This window comes from Mucilaginibacter puniceus (assembly GCF_054783175.1).
Genome location: NZ_BAAGRB010000001.1, coordinates 663,636 through 679,029, shown reverse-complemented (window position 1 = coordinate 679,029; position 15,394 = coordinate 663,636). Strand labels below are relative to the sequence as shown.

Here is a 15,394-nt window from a genome sequence, read left to right as displayed (position 1 = left end):
GATAAAAATGAGGTTTTAGCAAACAAAATGGTTTTATATACTAAAAACGTTACATCAACACTTATCACTTAATTATTTTTGGTAAGAATATGCGTAAAACCGTTTAATCTACCCACGCAAAAACCACAATAGTATAAATTGTAAAATGATTTTATAAAACCGCAATAACTATGTAGAAGTACTCAACTCTTCGGTTGCGCTATTTAATTCAGACAGCCAGATAGTTACAAAATCGGTTTGGGTTTCTAAATCTGCTGACGACTTATTAATATTAAAATACTTATTGTCTTTTGGATCGTGACCCACCCCAGCAATAAACGCCCAGTTACCCCAATTGCTGGCCGGCGAATAATCAATAAGCTTTTGCTCAAAATAAGCGGCCCCTTTTGCCCAGTTAACTTCCAGGTCGCGTATTAAATATATGGCTACCATTTGGCGGCTGTAATTGTTAATGTAGCCGGTTGCGTTTAACTCGTGCATACTGGCATCAATAAATGGCACACCTGTATTGCCGGTTTTCCATTTCGCAAAGGCCGCATCTTCGTTTACATCTGTTGTTTTATCAGCATCATTTAAAACTTCTGCCTTATAATATTTTTGTCCATGCTTTTTAAACATAAATCTAAAATAGTCGCGCCACAATAATTCCAATATCAGTGTACCATGAGCATTGGCATGAGTTTCCTGTTCATGTTTTATCGCTTCCCAATATACCTGGCGAAGAGATATGCAGCCTACACTTATCCATGGAGAAAGTTTAGAGGAGCAATCGGTATAAACAGAGCCGGGTTTTACTTTGGATAAACCAACCTGATCAATATTTACAAAACACTGTTGTAATTTTTTTAAAGCTTCTGTTTCGCCGCCTATAAATTTGTTAGTGGCACGAATATCATCAACAGGTGGTTCTAAACCCAGGTCCTGCAAAGCTGGCAATTCTCCTGCGTCTGTTATTTCCGGAGTGATTATAGTAGTTGGTGTAGCAATACATGGCCTTACATCACTATCGCGCTCCACTTTCTTTTTAAAAGTCGAAAAACTATCAGGTATGTCTTTTATCGGGAACGGCAGGTCCTCTTTATGATATAAGGTATGTCCTATAAAATGCTTAAGGTTGAGTTTGATCTTCCAAAGTGCGGTCTCTACTTTTTCAGAAATTTCCGTTTCCTCATAGGCTACCTCCCGGTGATGATAAACTTCACTTACCTGGTATTCTTCGGCCAGCTGAGGTATAATTTCGGCAGGGTTACCTATGCGGATAATTAACTGGCCACCCAATGTCTGCAAGTTTTTACGCAGATCAGCAACCGATTCAATTAAAAACTTTGCCCTAAAGCTGCCTGTTTTTGGCGTGCCTGATGTTGTTGGCTGAAAATAATACGGATCAAAACAATATACAGGCAGTACTTTATCAGCTTTGCGTGTTGCTTCTAACAATATCTCATTGTCATGAACACGCAAATCATTTCTAAACCACACCAAAATTGTTTTTTCGCTCATATCAATGCTACGGATGGGCTAAGTATTTAGATTGATTACAAATTTGCGATTTATTTATGGTTTAAACACATTTATAACCAAGATTTGACATCGGCTAAACAATTTACAGATAGGAATACGGTTGTTAGTGATATTAGGTTACACTTAAAATGGGTATTTCCTACGCAGTTTTAATGTTGATTAATTGTTGTCTTTTAATACTGTAGGTAATTTATTTTTTAATTTTGGATTGAGCTTTTTATAAAATGTTGTAACCTTACAATTTAAACACAACACTATGAAACTTACCAATGTATTTGTTCACCAGGTTTATTTTTGGTTGAAAGACGAGGCCGATCAGCCTAAATTGATTGAAGGATTACAAACGTTAGCGAACATAGGCGGCGTACAGTATATACATATAGGTGTAGTAGCAGGTACACCTAAAGATGTTGTTGACAACACCTATCATGCATCATTATTGACTGTTTTTGACAATAAGGAAGCACAAGATGCTTACCAGGTTGACCCTATACATGAAAAATTTTTAGTTGATTATGTAAAACCACTAATAGCTAAAGTAGTGGTAATGGACAGTGTAGACGCTTAATTAACCATATTTCCTTCAAGGTCTATTTTACGGGCAAAAGGGTTTAAATATTGGTTCACTAACACTGCAAACTCCAAACGAGTTATTGGGCGATCCGTATCAAAATTTATAAATCCATATTTTGCCTGCCAGTCTTTTTGCAGGGTTGCTTGAAGCGTTTTAGGATCGGTTAAAGTAAACTCGCTTATTAATGATAGGGTATTACCTACGGTGAATAACTCTGCGGGGTTTTCTTTGTCGAACCAGATGAATGCGCGACTGTAAATCTCGTTTAACACTGGTTTTATTTCGGCAGTGGTAACCGTGGTATCGGGCATAAAAACCATGTCAAATCTTTTAAAAATTCTATTAAGAATGCCGGTTGCACCTATCTGTTGTATCGCACGTACGTACTTATTATCTTGTTTAACATCAGCATATGGCATTAAAAATCCTTTAAAATCAAGTAGCTCTTGCTGTATAATACGCACATTTAAATTTTTTGTAGTGGTTTTAAAAAATGCGCAATAAGCGGCTATACAGCCTACGCCTTGGCCTAATGTTAATTGTATCGGAACATAATCTGTCCTTGAAAGGTTAGGCATTACAATTTCGGTAATCAATAAATTATCAGCATTATTTACTATAACATACTTCATAGGTATGTCATAGCCCCCAAACTTTGTTGTAGTAAAATCAGTATGTTCATTTGTTCGTGGCGGTATACCATAATCTCCCACGGCTATTGATGTCCTATATAATTCATCACTTCTATCCCTGTATGGTTCAAAATATTGGGGCCTAACTGCTCCTACTTTGGTTACCACTTCAGCATCATAAGTAGCATCAACAACTACTTTTGCTTTTATGATGTTATTTTTGCCATTTACGGTAACGCTCACTTCCCAGCCCGTACCATCTTTTTTTATAGTGGTAAATGTAGTATTCACTTTTACTGTGAGGTTTTTAACTGTGTCAGCTATACTCTTCAATATGGCTGCGCCTGTGTACTCTTCAAAACTTATTGGTGCGCTATAAGTAGTATCATAACCCGGAATGGTTTTATAAAATGTTCTTACTCTATCTCTAAATTCGCCCCAAATGCCTGATGCTAAATTACGGTTAGTTTCTATGATGTACTTATAATTACTTATGTCAGGCAGGCTTTTTAACATATCTTTAGGAATAGCGAGTGTCATCCCCATATTGATACTCGGCCCAGGCATAATTAGGGTGGTTTTAACTTTACTTCTCGCGCTTTGTACTGCCGCCGCAACTCCGCTGAGTGTACCGCCAATAACCAACACATCCGTTTTAATAGTTTGGGCACAGCTAAAGTTGGCATAAAATAAAAAAACAGCGAAAAGTAACTTTTTAGCCATGCGTTTGAGTAATTACTACAAAACGCTAAATTAGCCTAAAGCTTATATAACAACGAATTATTATGACCGAAGAAAAATTGAAATACCCTATTGGCAAGTTTACGCCACCTGCCGAATACACTAAAGAAGCCATTGCAGGATTTATAAATGATATTAAAGAATTACCTGCCAACTTGCGCAAGGTTGCCGCTACTTTAACCGAAGAACAACTGGAAACGCCATACCGGCCTGAAGGTTGGACGTTAAGACAGGTGATTCATCACCTGGCCGATAGCCACATGCATTCATTGATCCGTTTTAAATGGGCATTAACCGAAGATACCCCAACTATTAAGCCTTATAACCAGGTTGCCTGGGCCAAATTGGCCGATTCAAAATTGCCGATAGAGCCATCATTAATTATGTTGGATGGAATACATGAACGCTTATTAGGATTATTTGCGTCGTTTACAGATGCCGACTGGGACCGCTCATTTATCCACCCCGAAACCGGGATAAACACCACATTAAAAAGAAATCTGGCTATTTATGCCTGGCACGGCAAGCACCATTTGGCGCATATACGTATAGTTATTGGTGATTAAGACTGACTAATTAGTATTTGAAGGGTAAAGATAACGTATTCTTTGCCTTTTTTTATGTTCTAACCATTTGAATCTCAAGCATCATTTAATTAATTAGAATTATTCTAAATAATATTTGGATTAATGAAAATGCATTGTACTTTTGCACTATTAATAATTAGTCTAAATAAATAAATGAAAACAACTAAACCAAATCTCAACTTACTAAGGCTTATTTTACTGGCCATACTCCTAATAACTACTACAGCGGTATTCGCTCAAAACAGGGGTACTGTAAAAGGACGTGTACTTACTTCATCGGGCCAATCTGCAGAAAATGTAACTATCTCCCTTCAAGGAACAAAAACAACTACCGTAACTGATGAAGATGGAAAATTTGAACTAAGAGCGCCCCAAGGCAATTATACTTTAGAAGTATCGCACGTGGGCGTACAAAGTCAGCATATAACGGCTGCTATAACTGCAGGGCAAACTACTACTGTAGGTGATATAACACTTAACGTTAGTTCATCTGAATTACAGCAAGTGGATATTACCGGCAACCGCACCAATCGTTTTAATATTAAAAAAAGCAATTATGTAGCTAAAATGCCTTTGGCAAATTTAGAAAACCCGCAATCTTACAGTGTAATATCAAGCGAATTAATTAAAGAGCAGGCCATAACCAACTTTAACGACGCATTAAAAAATGCACCAGGCGTTGATAAATTATGGACCTCGACCGGTCGTGGTGGCGACGGTGCAGGCTATTTCTCGTTACGCGGATTTGCAGTACAGCCTACTATGGTAAACGGCCTACCCGGCTTAACCAACGGCGGTTTGGATGTAGCCAATATTGAACGTATTGAAGTTTTAAGAGGCCCGTCAGGTACTTTATTTGGCAGCAGCCTGGTATCATACGGTGGATTAATAAACGTGGTAACTAAAAAGCCCTTTGACAGTTTTAAAACTGAAGTAGCTTACACCTCTGGCAGTTTTGGCTTAAACCGGTTTACTGCCGACGTAAACACGCCTTTGGATAAAGACAAAAAAGTATTATTACGTGTTAACGCGGCTTACCATGATCAAAACAGTTTCCAGGATGCCGGTTTCCGTAAAAACAGGTTCTTTGCACCAACACTATCCTATAAAGCAAATGATAAATTATCCTTTTTATTCAATGCTGAAATATTAGCATCCGAAGGCACTAACCCTACCATGTTATTTTTAGACAGAGGAACTGCATTAAAGGTTAAAAACATAGCCGAGTTAGGATATGATCCTAAAAAATCATTTACCAGCAATAACTTAAGCATAAGCAACCCTACAACTACCTTGCAAGGGCAAATGAATTACCGTTTTAATGATCAATGGACCTCGCAAACCGTTTTATCTCGCAGCACGGCAAAATCAATAGGGTACTACTCTTACTTGTATGAGGTTTCGCAATTTGCACCGGGTTATCCAAATATCCCGTCAACATTTAACCGTTACATCAACTATCAAAACGCTACTACTAATACTACTGATATTCAGCAAAATTTTAATGGCGATTTTCTGATCGGTAAATTACGTAACCGCATAGTTATTGGCTTTGATTATTTGAGCCGTGTAGCTGTTGACAACGGTACAGGATATGCCAATGTTGGTACAATAACCATGGCAGGCGGCGAAACCGGCATTTTATCCAAACAAAATATTGATGCTAAAATAGCCCCTTTAGCTGTAAACAACAGCAACACCGAACAAGAAACTTACAGTGTTTACGCATCTGATGTAATTAACTTTACACCAACATTATCTGTCATGTTAAGCTTACGTGCAGATCGTTTTAGTAATACGGGATTAACTACGGCAGCAGCCAGCAGGTATTCACAAAATGCGCTATCGCCTAAATTGGGTTTGGTTTATCAGCCAATTGCCGATAAGGTATCCATATTTGCCAACTACATGAATGGCTTTAAAAATGTAACCCCTATAATTGTTCCGGGCCAAACTTATGTGTTTAAACCATCGCAGGCCAACCAATGGGAAACCGGTGTCAAAGTGAACCTGTTTGAAAGCAAATTAGCGGCTACAGTAAGCTACTATGATATTAAAGTAAATAATGTAGTACGCACCATTGCCCCTAACGTTTACGCTCAGGATGGCGAAAATTATAGCCGTGGTTTCGAAGTAGACATCACCGCCAACCCAATACCGGGCTTAAACATTGTTGCAGGCTATAGCCATAATGACAGCAAGGTTACTAAAACCAATACAGTATCTGATTATTTAAACAGAAGGCCGGAAGAAGCCGGACCAAGAAATATGATTAACGCCTGGATAAGCTACCGTATTGAGCAAGGTAGTGTTAAAGGTTTAGGTTTTGGATTTGGCGGTAACTATGCCAGCGAAAACTATATCCTTAACAGGCAAACAACCGGAACATTTGCATTACCATCATACACAGTATTAAATGCATCTGTATTTTACTCGGTACAAGCATGGAGCTTAAACTTAAAAATGGATAATCTGACCAACAAACAATATTACAAAGGATGGTCGACCATTGAGGCACAAACCCCGCGGGCAGTAATTGCAAGTGTGGCCTTTAAATTTTAAGTATGACCCCATTTAAAAAAGCATTACTTTTTTTCCATCGCTGGCTCGGATTTATATCCGGGCTGGTGGTGGTTATTGTAAGTATAACCGGGTGCTTATTTGTATTCCAGGATGAGATACAGGATGCGTTGTATGCAGATTACCGAAAAGTTGAACCGCAAAACAAACCCTACATCCTACCATCGCAGTTAACAACTGTAGCACTAAAAAAATACCCTGCGGCTAAAACCACTTACTACGGCTATTATGGCGAGGACAGGCCGGCAGTAGTTGGTCTTGACATACCTAAAGTTGGCACCCGCTACCTGTATATAAACCCTTACACCGGGAAAATTTTATTTAGCCAGGATATCACCAAGAACTTTTTTATCATAGTTGAATATATACACCTGTACCTTTTACTACCTGCTAAAGTTGGAAAAGTTATAGTAGGCATATCGGTTATACTATTTGTTATTATAATGATAACGGGTATTATCCTTTGGTGGCCCAAACGTAAAACCGACCGTAAGCGCAGCTTTACCATTAAATGGGGCGGACGCTGGCGCAGGGTAAATTATGACCTGCATAATGTATTGGGTTTTTATGCCAGCAGTATTGCCTTTATATTAGCTATAACAGGATTATCCATCGCCTTTCAATGGGTAGATAAAGGCATTTACAAAGCAGCCAACCTTGGTAAGAGCTATGCTTATGAATTAGAGGAGCCAAAGTCTGATTCTACAAAAAAGCATTTGGCCATTATTAACCCAATGGATAAAGCTTTTAAATATGTGAAGCATAATTCACCACAGGCACATATGTTTTTTTTGCATACCGATGATAAGGTGCAGGGCCATCCTATTACGGCTTATGCTTATTACAAATCCATGCACTATTACAAAAGCGATATTTATGATTTTGATCAATACAATGCCAAACTGATGCGCTTTATCCCTCATCAAAATAAAAGTGCCGGTTTAAAAATAAATGCCATGAATTATGATATCCATGTGGGGCAGATATTAGGTTTACCGGGTAAAATTATTGCTTTTTTAGCCAGCTTAATTTGCGCCAGTTTACCCATTACAGGTTTTATCATTTGGCTGGGCAGGCGCAAAAAATCTAAAACCAACAAAGCAAAAGAAGCAGTTCATCACAGAACAACGAAAAGACAATTGACTACGTAAAGTTCTGACACCTGCAGCAAAGCTTATTACATTGGCTAAAGGTACGGGACCACTTGACGGTCCATTATAATATCATATAAAATTATATCTTTAATGGTTTATAACCTTAACAATAAACCATGACACCAAGATCATTTTGGTTAATAGCGATAAGATTGTTAGCTATCTTTATGTTAATACAATCCATCAATATAGCTATTCAATTACTCGGACTGTTAACATCCTATTTTAATCAAACAGATGGAAGTTATTATCCTTTTTCGGAATATATAATTGCCTTAATAGTTTTTATACTCTATATAATTGGTATACGATACGCACTCTTTAAAACTGAAATTGTGATTGATAAACTCAGATTGGATCAAAGGTTTAAAGAGGATAAGTTTGAATTTAATATATCCCAAAATTCGATATTAAAAATAGCTGTAATTATAGTAGGTGCTTTTCTTTTTATTGAGGGATTCCCCGCATTTTGCAGGTCTATTTCAATTTACTTTCAAAATGAAAGTATTTATAATTCTATCATAAAAAATCCTCAAACCGGATTTGTTATTTTTTATCTTTTCAAAGCATTAATAGGCTATTTTATGGTTACAGATAGCAAATTGATTGTTAGCTTTATTGAGCGAAAAGCAACAGTCTAATTTAGATAAGTGGTTACGAATTCTTAATAGATTTAAAATCTAAAGATACTCAATCACTACATCATCAGTAACGGGGTGACCGGTGCAGGTGAGTATCCAACCTTGCGCCATGTCCAAATCAGTTAACACATCATTAACCGCCATTTGTACCCTGCCGCTACTGCATTTGGCAGAGCACGCCGAGCATATTCCCGCCCGGCAACTATAAGGTAAAGCAATATCATTTTGCAGCGCGGCTTGCAGTATAGATTGGTTCTCGCCCACTATCAGGTCATGCGTTTCGCCGTTAAATTTGATCTTGATTTTTTGGGGTGGATAATTGATGGGGATAGTGCTGACATGCACTGTTTCGATCACGAAATTTTCCTTGCGGATTTGGCGCGGGTCCAAACCCATATATAGTAAGGTGAGCCTTATCATCCGCATATAGGGAAACGGTCCGCAGAGATAAAATTCCGCTTTGCTTAAATCGATTTGCGCATTAATGCGAACTAATTGCTCCACTAGAATATTGGTTAACCGCCTGCCCTCGCTGCTAAGCAGGTATATAATTTTTAACCTATCGGGATATTGAATTTGTAGTTGATCCAACTCTGCTTTAAACAAAACAGCACCTGCATCCTGGCTGCTGTATATCAATGTAAGTTTACTTTCACCGTGGCGATTAAGGATGTATTTTAATTGAGAATAGATAGGCGTTATCCCGCTACCACCTGCGAAAAGGAAGATATCTTTAGGTTGAGCAAAGTCTGAGATAATAAACCTGCCCGATGGCTCAACCGCGTTGATGATATCGCCCACCTTTACTTTGGTGAGTATAAAGCGGGATATCTCGCCGTTGGTAATTCGTTTTACGGTAATGGATAACAGATCCTCATCAGGCGATGAGCTAAGGGAATATGAACGGCGTATCTCCTCTTGATGATGGGTAAACACCAGCGTAATAAATTGCCCGGCTGTATAGTTAATTTTTTTGCCGGAAAGCTGCGCAAAATAAAAGGTAGCCGTGTCCGGTGTTTCCTGTTTTATCGCTTCAACCCTTAACTGCAACATATGCTACGCCTGCAATACAATCTTACCAAACTGAGCCGAATTACCCATTTTTTGAATAGCCTCATTAGCCTCTGCCATCGGGAAAACTTCATCAATAACCGGGACGATCTGGTGCTCATTTAATAATTGCAACATCGCTTCAAAATCTTCCTTAGTACCCATGGTGGTACCCAATATTTGCAGTTGCTTCCAGAATATTTTACGGAATGGCAAAGCCCCGGTTTCTCCTGCCGTAGCACCAAAAGAAACTATCCTGGCACCGGGGTTAGCCAGGTCAAGTACTTTACCAAAGTCAGGACCAATGGCGCTGTCAATTATCACATCAAAGCCGTGAGCCAGTTGCTGTAGCTGCTGTACCCAATCCTGCGCCTTGTAGCTTACACCTGCGGCTGCACCCAGCTTTTTAGCCTGTTCAATTTTTTCGCCCGAGCCTGAGGTTACAAACACCTGGCAGCCTGCTGCGGTGGCCCACTGCAAAGCAAACGTTCCTGTACCGCTGCCAACGCCTATAATTAATACCTTATCGCCTTTATGTAGTTTGGCTTTGGTGAATAGCGCACGGTAAGCCGTTAATCCCGCCAGGGGAACTGCTGCTGCTTGCTCCCAGGTTAAATGGGTGGGTTTTGGGTGCAGATATTCTGTTTTAATTTTAACATACTCAGCAAAGGTGCCATCCTCGGGTAAACCTAAAATGGCGAAATCTTTACCCTGATACTCCGGGTGTTCACCCCAGTTGTTTGATGGGTTAATGACCACCTCTTTATTGAGCCATTGCTTATCCGCATCGCTGCCAACTTCGGCGACTATCCCGGCTCCGTCTGATCCTATAATGGTTGGGTACTTTATACCGGCGTACTTGCCAATTGTTATCCAATAATCGCGGCGGTTAAGGGCAGCGGCTTTAATTTGCACTAAAACTTCGCCGGGTGCTAATGTTGGTTTGGCAACTTCTTTCCAGGTTAAAGGTTTATCGGCAGCTTCTAATACAATGGCTTTCATATTCAATTTCGGATTTCGGATGTTCAATTTCGGATTTATAAATGACTGGTAACAGCTCTTTAAGTTCCTTTATTTTATGGTTTACACAACTTAACACATTTTCAACTAATTTTTATATAAATACTTGATAATAAATGATTTATATATTTACGTTATCAAAAAGTGTAAACCATGATTTTTAGTACTAACCAGCGTGTTTACAAATTGGTTTTATGTATTATCAATAAAAAAGACTTGCAAAGGTTAACCTTGCAAGTCTTTCAATAAATTCGATCCTGATAACTATCGGGACGAAATCAACTATATCGCTTTCGCGTACAATTCAGATACCTTTGCCCAGTTAATAACGTTCCAGATAGCCGCCAAATAATCAGGGCGACGGTTTTGATATTTTAAGTAGTAAGCATGTTCCCAAACGTCGATACCTAAAATAGGAGTCCCTTTGGTTACTTCGGGAAGATCCATTAATGGGTTATCCTGGTTAGGGGTTGATGTTATGGCTAATTTTTTATCAGCACCAACAATTAACCATGCCCAGCCCGATCCAAAACGGGTTGCACCTGCTTCAGATACTTTGGTTTTAAAATCAGCAAATGAACCAAAAGTGCTTTTAATAGCATCGGCCAAAGGGCCTGTTGGCTCGCCGCCGGCATTTGGAGCTAATATGGTCCAAAACAAGCTGTGGTTGTAGTGGCCGCCGCCGTTGTTACGTACCGCAGCAGGGTATTTAGAGATGTTTTTTATGATGTCCTCAATTTTACCATCGGCCTCTGGTTTGCCTTCAAGCGCCTTGTTTAAGTTGGTAACATAAGCCTGGTGGTGCTTGCCATGGTGAATTTCCATTGTAAGTTTATCAATATGCGGTTCTAATGCATCGGTGGCGTATGGTAACGCAGGTAGTGTAAATGCCATGATTGTTGTGTTTTTAAAGTTTAAAAATGTAAACAAATATAAGGTTTGAAGCTACTTATTGTTCTATATTAATGTCAGTTTTTATAAGTTTATAGTTGAGTTACCTTTTCTTTTTAAAAAAATCCTTCACTAACTGGCTGCATTCATTTTCAAATATGCCACCTGTTACAACGGTTTTTGGGTGAACAATTTTTTGACTGATGCGGCCAAAACCCCGCTGGGTATCATAAGCGCCAAAAACTATCTTACTTAGCTGGAACCAATAACTTGCACCCGCGCACATAACGCAGGGCTCCAGGGTTACATACAGGGTACAATCTTTTAAATACTTACCTCCCATAAAGTTAGCGGCAGCTGTCAGCGCCTGCATTTCGGCGTGGGCCGATACATCATTTAGCCGCTCGGTTAGGTTATGACCGCGACCAATAATTTGCCCGTTACAAACCACAATGGCACCAATAGGTATCTCATCCTCAGCCAAAGCCAGTCGGGCCTCTTTAAGTGCCTCTTTCATAAAAAAATCATCCGGCGATATAGCCGGCTCATCACCGAATGTAACGTATCTCATTATTTGTTTTCAGGAAATGTTTTCTCTAAATGCCTTTGGGTGCCAACAATTAAAATAACTGCTGATACAATTGAACTAATAAATAATAATGCCGTGCGAAGTATATTTTCTATATCAGACCGTAAAATACCAACGCTAAAAATCAGGCTTATTATTAAACCCAAAGCTATTAATACTCCCCCTATTTTTACCATTAAACGGGCCGAGAAGCGATTTGCTTCATCCCATGTTTGCTGATTTTTCATAGACAATTCTGTGCGGTAACCATATAAGTAGTTGATTTTTTTAGGGGGATATTTTACCATGATCCATCCTGCTAATAAAATGATCACACCTATTAATTGCGGGCCGACTATCCAATTGGCTATTTTCATAATCATATCAATTTACTGCCATTAGGCACGGGTTTATCTACAGTAGTTAAAACTATATCGCCATTTTCATCTGCAAAGCCGGTAACCAAAAACTCCGACATAAAATTAGCTATTTGTTTTTTAGGGAAGTTAATAACACCTGCTATTTGCCTGCCGGATAACTCCTGTTTGGTATAGTGCCTGGTTATTTGCGCGCTTGACCATTTGATACCAAACTCACCAAAATCAACTTTTAATTTATAAGCAGGTTTACGTGCTTCAGGAAAATCAAGTACCTCTAAAATGGTACCTGCCCGCAGCTCTACTTTTTCAAAATCATCCCAGGTGATAATTTGCATTTAGTAAAGGTAGCAAGCTGTAATTAAACTCTTAAAAAAAACAAATAATATGTTGTAACTTACTGATTGCAACTTGCGTATAAAGCAACATCACAATTAGACTTGAGATGCAGATCAAACTTAAATCATTACTTATTGTAGCCAATACCACCGCGCATATTATAGTACCGGTTAAAAAAAATCTGGTACATATTAATTGTATTAACCGCATTTTTCCGGCCATACATGAGCATAAACCCGATGGTATCATATTGGACCATGATTTCCTGGGAGTTGAAATGGAGAAAATTCTGCGCCGCCTGAGGTCCAATCCGTTTTATAAGGATATAAAAATATCCTGTTATAAAACCAAGCCACATACCAGGGTTGATGACCTGTTAAAAACGTTAGGGGTACAACAGTTTATTTATGCGCAAGAACAAAAGCAGCCTGCGATAGCTACTCCCGCTAAAACATCAAACAGTGCCTTAAAAGGCATTTTCTCCGGCAAATTAGCTTTGCGCTTTATACATTAATCAATCCACTCAAACCTGGTATAGGGCACTAATGCTTCAGGTATTTTTATACCTTTTTCTGTTTGGTTATTCTCTAATAGCGTAGCTACAATACGTGGCAATGCCAATGCACTGCCATTTAAGGTATGCGCCAATTGGGTTTTGCCTTCGGTGTTACGGAAACGTAATTTTAAGCGATTGCTCTGAAATGTCTCGAAGTTAGATACAGAAGACACCTCCAGCCAGCGTTGCTGCGCGGCACTCCATGTTTCCATATCATAGGTTAGTGCCGAGCCAAAACCCATATCACCGCCACATAAACGTAGTACTCTATATGGTAAACCTAATTTTTGCAATAATCCCTGCACATGCTGGCTCATTTGCTCTAATATGGTATAAGAATCATCCGGATGGGCAACTTGTACAATTTCCACTTTATCAAACTGGTGCAAACGGTTCAATCCACGCACATGCGCGCCATATGAACCCGCCTCGCGACGAAAACATGGCGTATGCCCGCAATTTTTAACAGGCAATTCATCCGCCTTTAAAATCACATCCCGATACAAGTTAGTAATAGGCACTTCGGCAGTTGGTATCAGGTATAGGTTATCAATACCTACATGATACATCTGGCCTTCTTTATCAGGCAACTGGCTGGTACCAAAACCAGAAGCTTCGTTAACCATTAACGGTACACTTACTTCTTTGTAACCTGCTTTTTCGGCCTCGTCAATAAAAAAATTAATGAGGGCTCGCTGTAATTTTGCACCCTTATTGGTGTATACCGGGAAACCTGCCCCTGTTATTTTTACCCCCAATTCAAAATCAATCAGGTTATATTTTGCGGCCAGTTCCCAATGCGGTAGGGCGTTGGCAGGTAGCTCGGGCTTGTTGCCGTTCTCTAAAACCACTTCATTGTCCTCGGGCGTTAAGCCTTTCGGAACAGATGAGTGCGGCAAATTAGGCAGCAATACCAGCTTTTGATATACTTCTTCTTCCAAAGCAGCCAGTTGGTCGCCCTGTTGTTTTATCTCTTCTTTAAAAGATGCGGTTTTAGTTTTTAAAGCTTCCGCTTCTTTTTTTTTATCATTGCGCATTAACTCGCCAATTTGTTTGGCCGCCGCGTTCGCCTCTGCCGAAACACTATCCACCCGGTTTTGAGTTTGACGGCGTTTTTCATCCAGTTGAATAATTTCATCAACCAAATCAAGCTGTTTAAAATTTTTTACAGCCAAACGTTCTAAAACCTGTTCCCTGTTATCGCGGATATAGTTAACTTGCAGCATTGTTTTATTTTTAGGCAAAGATATTTTTTAAGTAGCAGTTTTAAGTAGCAGTAGCAGTTTTTTTTATCACCAACTGTAATAACTGCCACCAGCCACTGCAACTGCCACCCAAAAACTATGAACCAAAGCGGTAAGCTATACCTTGTACCCACCCCCATAGGCAACCTGGAGGATATGACTTTTAGGGCGATACGCGTTTTAAAAGAGGCCGATCTGATTTTGGCTGAAGATACCCGTACATCTGCACCTATGCTGAAGCATTTTGATATCCATCAAAAGGTATTTTCGCATCATCAGCATAATGAGCATCAATCATCTAACGAGATCGTAAAGTTTTTGCTGGAAGGAAAAAACATTGCTTTAATATCTGACGCGGGTACACCGGCTATATCTGATCCGGGTTTTTATTTGGTACGCGAGGCTTTAAAAAATGATATTGCTGTGGAGTGCCTGCCGGGGGCTACTGCATTTGTTCCGGCTTTAGTTAATTCGGGTTTCCCTACGGATAAGTTTTGTTTTGAGGGCTTTTTACCTTTGAAAAAAGGGCGGCAAACCCGATATAAGTTTTTGGCTGAGGAAGAGCGCACCATTATACTTTACGAATCGCCGCACCGTTTACTAAAAACGCTGGATGAAATGGCTACTTATTTTGGCGCCGAGCGTCAGATATCTGTATCGCGCGAATTGACCAAAATGTTTGAAGAAACTGTACGTGGCACCGTAACCGAGGTTAAAACCCATTTTGAAACGCACCCGATAAAAGGTGAGTTTGTGATATGTGTAGCGGGAAAACAATAAAAAAATAACCAAGCGTCATTGCGAGGAACGAAGCAATCTCTACATAGGATAGTCAAACAGATAATTGCTTTAATTATAAATGAACATATGGTACATTGATTTGCATGTGCAGAGATTGCTTCGTTCCTCGCAATGACGG

Annotated in this window: 16 protein-coding genes; 7 read left to right on the top strand and 9 right to left on the bottom strand. The window is 39.4% G+C overall.

Annotated elements, in window-relative coordinates; all coding sequences use genetic code 11:
* Nucleotides 1-168: 168 nt before the first annotated feature.
* Complete coding sequence (locus ACYVJ6_RS03215) at nucleotides 169-1,500, bottom strand: DASH family cryptochrome (RefSeq protein ID WP_460692585.1); 1,332 nt, start codon at nucleotides 1,498-1,500, stop codon at nucleotides 169-171.
* A gap of 277 nt (nucleotides 1,501-1,777) precedes the next feature.
* On the opposite strand from ACYVJ6_RS03215, the gene ACYVJ6_RS03210 reads away from it, so the two are divergent.
* Nucleotides 1,778-2,089, top strand: coding sequence for a Dabb family protein (locus tag ACYVJ6_RS03210; RefSeq protein WP_460692584.1), 312 nt, complete (start codon nucleotides 1,778-1,780; stop codon nucleotides 2,087-2,089).
* On the opposite strand, the gene ACYVJ6_RS03205 is transcribed toward ACYVJ6_RS03210, so the two are convergent.
* Nucleotides 2,086-3,450, bottom strand: a complete 1,365-nt coding sequence (locus tag ACYVJ6_RS03205) for an FAD-dependent oxidoreductase (RefSeq protein ID WP_460692583.1) — start codon at nucleotides 3,448-3,450, stop codon at nucleotides 2,086-2,088. The two genes, ACYVJ6_RS03210 and ACYVJ6_RS03205, sit on opposite strands and share 4 nt — an antisense overlap.
* Before the next feature lie 62 nt (nucleotides 3,451-3,512).
* Here ACYVJ6_RS03205 and ACYVJ6_RS03200 point away from each other — a divergent pair, with 62 nt between their 5' ends.
* The 4 genes from ACYVJ6_RS03200 (at nucleotide 3,513) to ACYVJ6_RS03185 (ending at nucleotide 8,430) form a co-directional block, all read left to right on the top strand.
* Nucleotides 3,513-4,034: a YfiT family bacillithiol transferase gene (locus tag ACYVJ6_RS03200; RefSeq protein WP_460692582.1), complete on the top strand. Its 522-nt coding sequence runs from the start codon at nucleotides 3,513-3,515 to the stop codon at nucleotides 4,032-4,034.
* 174 nt (nucleotides 4,035-4,208) lie between these two features.
* Nucleotides 4,209-6,617 carry a TonB-dependent siderophore receptor gene (locus tag ACYVJ6_RS03195; RefSeq protein WP_460692581.1) on the top strand — a complete coding sequence of 803 codons (2,409 nt, stop codon included), beginning with the start codon at nucleotides 4,209-4,211 and terminating at the stop codon, nucleotides 6,615-6,617.
* A 2-nt stretch (nucleotides 6,618-6,619) separates the two neighbouring features.
* Nucleotides 6,620-7,786, top strand: coding sequence for a PepSY-associated TM helix domain-containing protein (locus ACYVJ6_RS03190; protein ID WP_460692580.1), 1,167 nt, complete (start codon nucleotides 6,620-6,622; stop codon nucleotides 7,784-7,786).
* 119 nt (nucleotides 7,787-7,905) lie between these two features.
* The gene (locus tag ACYVJ6_RS03185; RefSeq protein ID WP_460692579.1) at nucleotides 7,906-8,430 is read left to right on the top strand and encodes a hypothetical protein; all 525 of its coding nucleotides are present in this window, start codon (nucleotides 7,906-7,908) and stop codon (nucleotides 8,428-8,430) included.
* Nucleotides 8,431-8,469: 39 nt separating this feature from the next.
* On the opposite strand, the gene ACYVJ6_RS03180 is transcribed toward ACYVJ6_RS03185, so the two are convergent.
* The 6 genes from ACYVJ6_RS03180 to ACYVJ6_RS03155 form a co-directional block, all read right to left on the bottom strand.
* Nucleotides 8,470-9,483 carry a 2Fe-2S iron-sulfur cluster-binding protein gene (locus ACYVJ6_RS03180; RefSeq protein WP_460692578.1) on the bottom strand — a complete coding sequence of 338 codons (1,014 nt, stop codon included), beginning with the start codon at nucleotides 9,481-9,483 and terminating at the stop codon, nucleotides 8,470-8,472.
* Nucleotides 9,484-9,486: 3 nt separating this feature from the next.
* Complete coding sequence (locus ACYVJ6_RS03175) at nucleotides 9,487-10,482, bottom strand: quinone oxidoreductase family protein (RefSeq protein ID WP_460692577.1); 996 nt, start codon at nucleotides 10,480-10,482, stop codon at nucleotides 9,487-9,489.
* Nucleotides 10,483-10,782: 300 nt separating this feature from the next.
* Complete coding sequence (locus ACYVJ6_RS03170; RefSeq protein ID WP_460692576.1) at nucleotides 10,783-11,394, bottom strand: superoxide dismutase; 612 nt, start codon at nucleotides 11,392-11,394, stop codon at nucleotides 10,783-10,785.
* A 100-nt stretch (nucleotides 11,395-11,494) separates the two neighbouring features.
* Nucleotides 11,495-11,962: a nucleoside deaminase gene (locus ACYVJ6_RS03165; protein WP_460692575.1), complete on the bottom strand. Its 468-nt coding sequence runs from the start codon at nucleotides 11,960-11,962 to the stop codon at nucleotides 11,495-11,497.
* Nucleotides 11,962-12,336, bottom strand: a complete 375-nt coding sequence (locus ACYVJ6_RS03160) for an SdpI family protein (RefSeq protein ID WP_460692574.1) — start codon at nucleotides 12,334-12,336, stop codon at nucleotides 11,962-11,964. The genes ACYVJ6_RS03165 and ACYVJ6_RS03160 overlap by 1 nt, the downstream gene beginning before the upstream one ends.
* A 2-nt stretch (nucleotides 12,337-12,338) precedes the next feature.
* A complete protein-coding gene (locus ACYVJ6_RS03155) occupies nucleotides 12,339-12,674 on the bottom strand; it encodes a tRNA-binding protein (RefSeq protein ID WP_460692573.1) in 336 nt (111 codons plus the stop codon).
* A gap of 107 nt (nucleotides 12,675-12,781) precedes the next feature.
* Between ACYVJ6_RS03155 and ACYVJ6_RS03150 the strand changes: the two genes are divergently transcribed.
* Nucleotides 12,782-13,189 carry a hypothetical protein gene (locus ACYVJ6_RS03150; RefSeq protein ID WP_460692572.1) on the top strand — a complete coding sequence of 136 codons (408 nt, stop codon included), beginning with the start codon at nucleotides 12,782-12,784 and terminating at the stop codon, nucleotides 13,187-13,189.
* Here the strand turns inward: ACYVJ6_RS03150 and serS are convergent.
* Entirely contained in the window at nucleotides 13,186-14,457 is a 1,272-nt protein-coding gene (gene serS, locus ACYVJ6_RS03145; protein ID WP_460692571.1) for a serine--tRNA ligase, read from the bottom strand. The genes ACYVJ6_RS03150 and serS overlap by 4 nt on opposite strands.
* 117 nt (nucleotides 14,458-14,574) lie before the next feature.
* Between serS and rsmI the strand changes: the two genes are divergently transcribed.
* Nucleotides 14,575-15,255 (top strand): 16S rRNA (cytidine(1402)-2'-O)-methyltransferase, encoded by a 681-nt coding sequence (gene rsmI, locus ACYVJ6_RS03140; protein ID WP_460692570.1) that lies wholly within the window; start codon nucleotides 14,575-14,577, stop codon nucleotides 15,253-15,255.
* Nucleotides 15,256-15,394 lie beyond the last annotated feature (139 nt).

Bases quoted from the DNA above. Each gene is read 5' to 3' on its own strand.
- ACYVJ6_RS03215 (WP_460692585.1), bottom strand. From the start codon at position 1,500: ATGAGCGAAAAAACAATTTTGGTGTGGTTTAGAAATGATTTGCGTGTT.
- ACYVJ6_RS03210 (WP_460692584.1), top strand. From the start codon at position 1,778: ATGAAACTTACCAATGTATTTGTTCACCAGGTTTATTTTTGGTTGAAA.
- ACYVJ6_RS03205 (WP_460692583.1), bottom strand. From the start codon at position 3,450: ATGGCTAAAAAGTTACTTTTCGCTGTTTTTTTATTTTATGCCAACTTT.
- ACYVJ6_RS03200 (WP_460692582.1), top strand. From the start codon at position 3,513: ATGACCGAAGAAAAATTGAAATACCCTATTGGCAAGTTTACGCCACCT.
- ACYVJ6_RS03195 (WP_460692581.1), top strand. From the start codon at position 4,209: ATGAAAACAACTAAACCAAATCTCAACTTACTAAGGCTTATTTTACTG.
- ACYVJ6_RS03190 (WP_460692580.1), top strand. From the start codon at position 6,620: ATGACCCCATTTAAAAAAGCATTACTTTTTTTCCATCGCTGGCTCGGA.
- ACYVJ6_RS03185 (WP_460692579.1), top strand. From the start codon at position 7,906: ATGACACCAAGATCATTTTGGTTAATAGCGATAAGATTGTTAGCTATC.
- ACYVJ6_RS03180 (WP_460692578.1), bottom strand. From the start codon at position 9,483: ATGTTGCAGTTAAGGGTTGAAGCGATAAAACAGGAAACACCGGACACG.
- ACYVJ6_RS03175 (WP_460692577.1), bottom strand. From the start codon at position 10,482: ATGAAAGCCATTGTATTAGAAGCTGCCGATAAACCTTTAACCTGGAAA.
- ACYVJ6_RS03170 (WP_460692576.1), bottom strand. From the start codon at position 11,394: ATGGCATTTACACTACCTGCGTTACCATACGCCACCGATGCATTAGAA.
- ACYVJ6_RS03165 (WP_460692575.1), bottom strand. From the start codon at position 11,962: ATGAGATACGTTACATTCGGTGATGAGCCGGCTATATCGCCGGATGAT.
- ACYVJ6_RS03160 (WP_460692574.1), bottom strand. From the start codon at position 12,336: ATGAAAATAGCCAATTGGATAGTCGGCCCGCAATTAATAGGTGTGATC.
- ACYVJ6_RS03155 (WP_460692573.1), bottom strand. From the start codon at position 12,674: ATGCAAATTATCACCTGGGATGATTTTGAAAAAGTAGAGCTGCGGGCA.
- ACYVJ6_RS03150 (WP_460692572.1), top strand. From the start codon at position 12,782: ATGCAGATCAAACTTAAATCATTACTTATTGTAGCCAATACCACCGCG.
- serS (WP_460692571.1), bottom strand. From the start codon at position 14,457: ATGCTGCAAGTTAACTATATCCGCGATAACAGGGAACAGGTTTTAGAA.
- rsmI (WP_460692570.1), top strand. From the start codon at position 14,575: ATGAACCAAAGCGGTAAGCTATACCTTGTACCCACCCCCATAGGCAAC.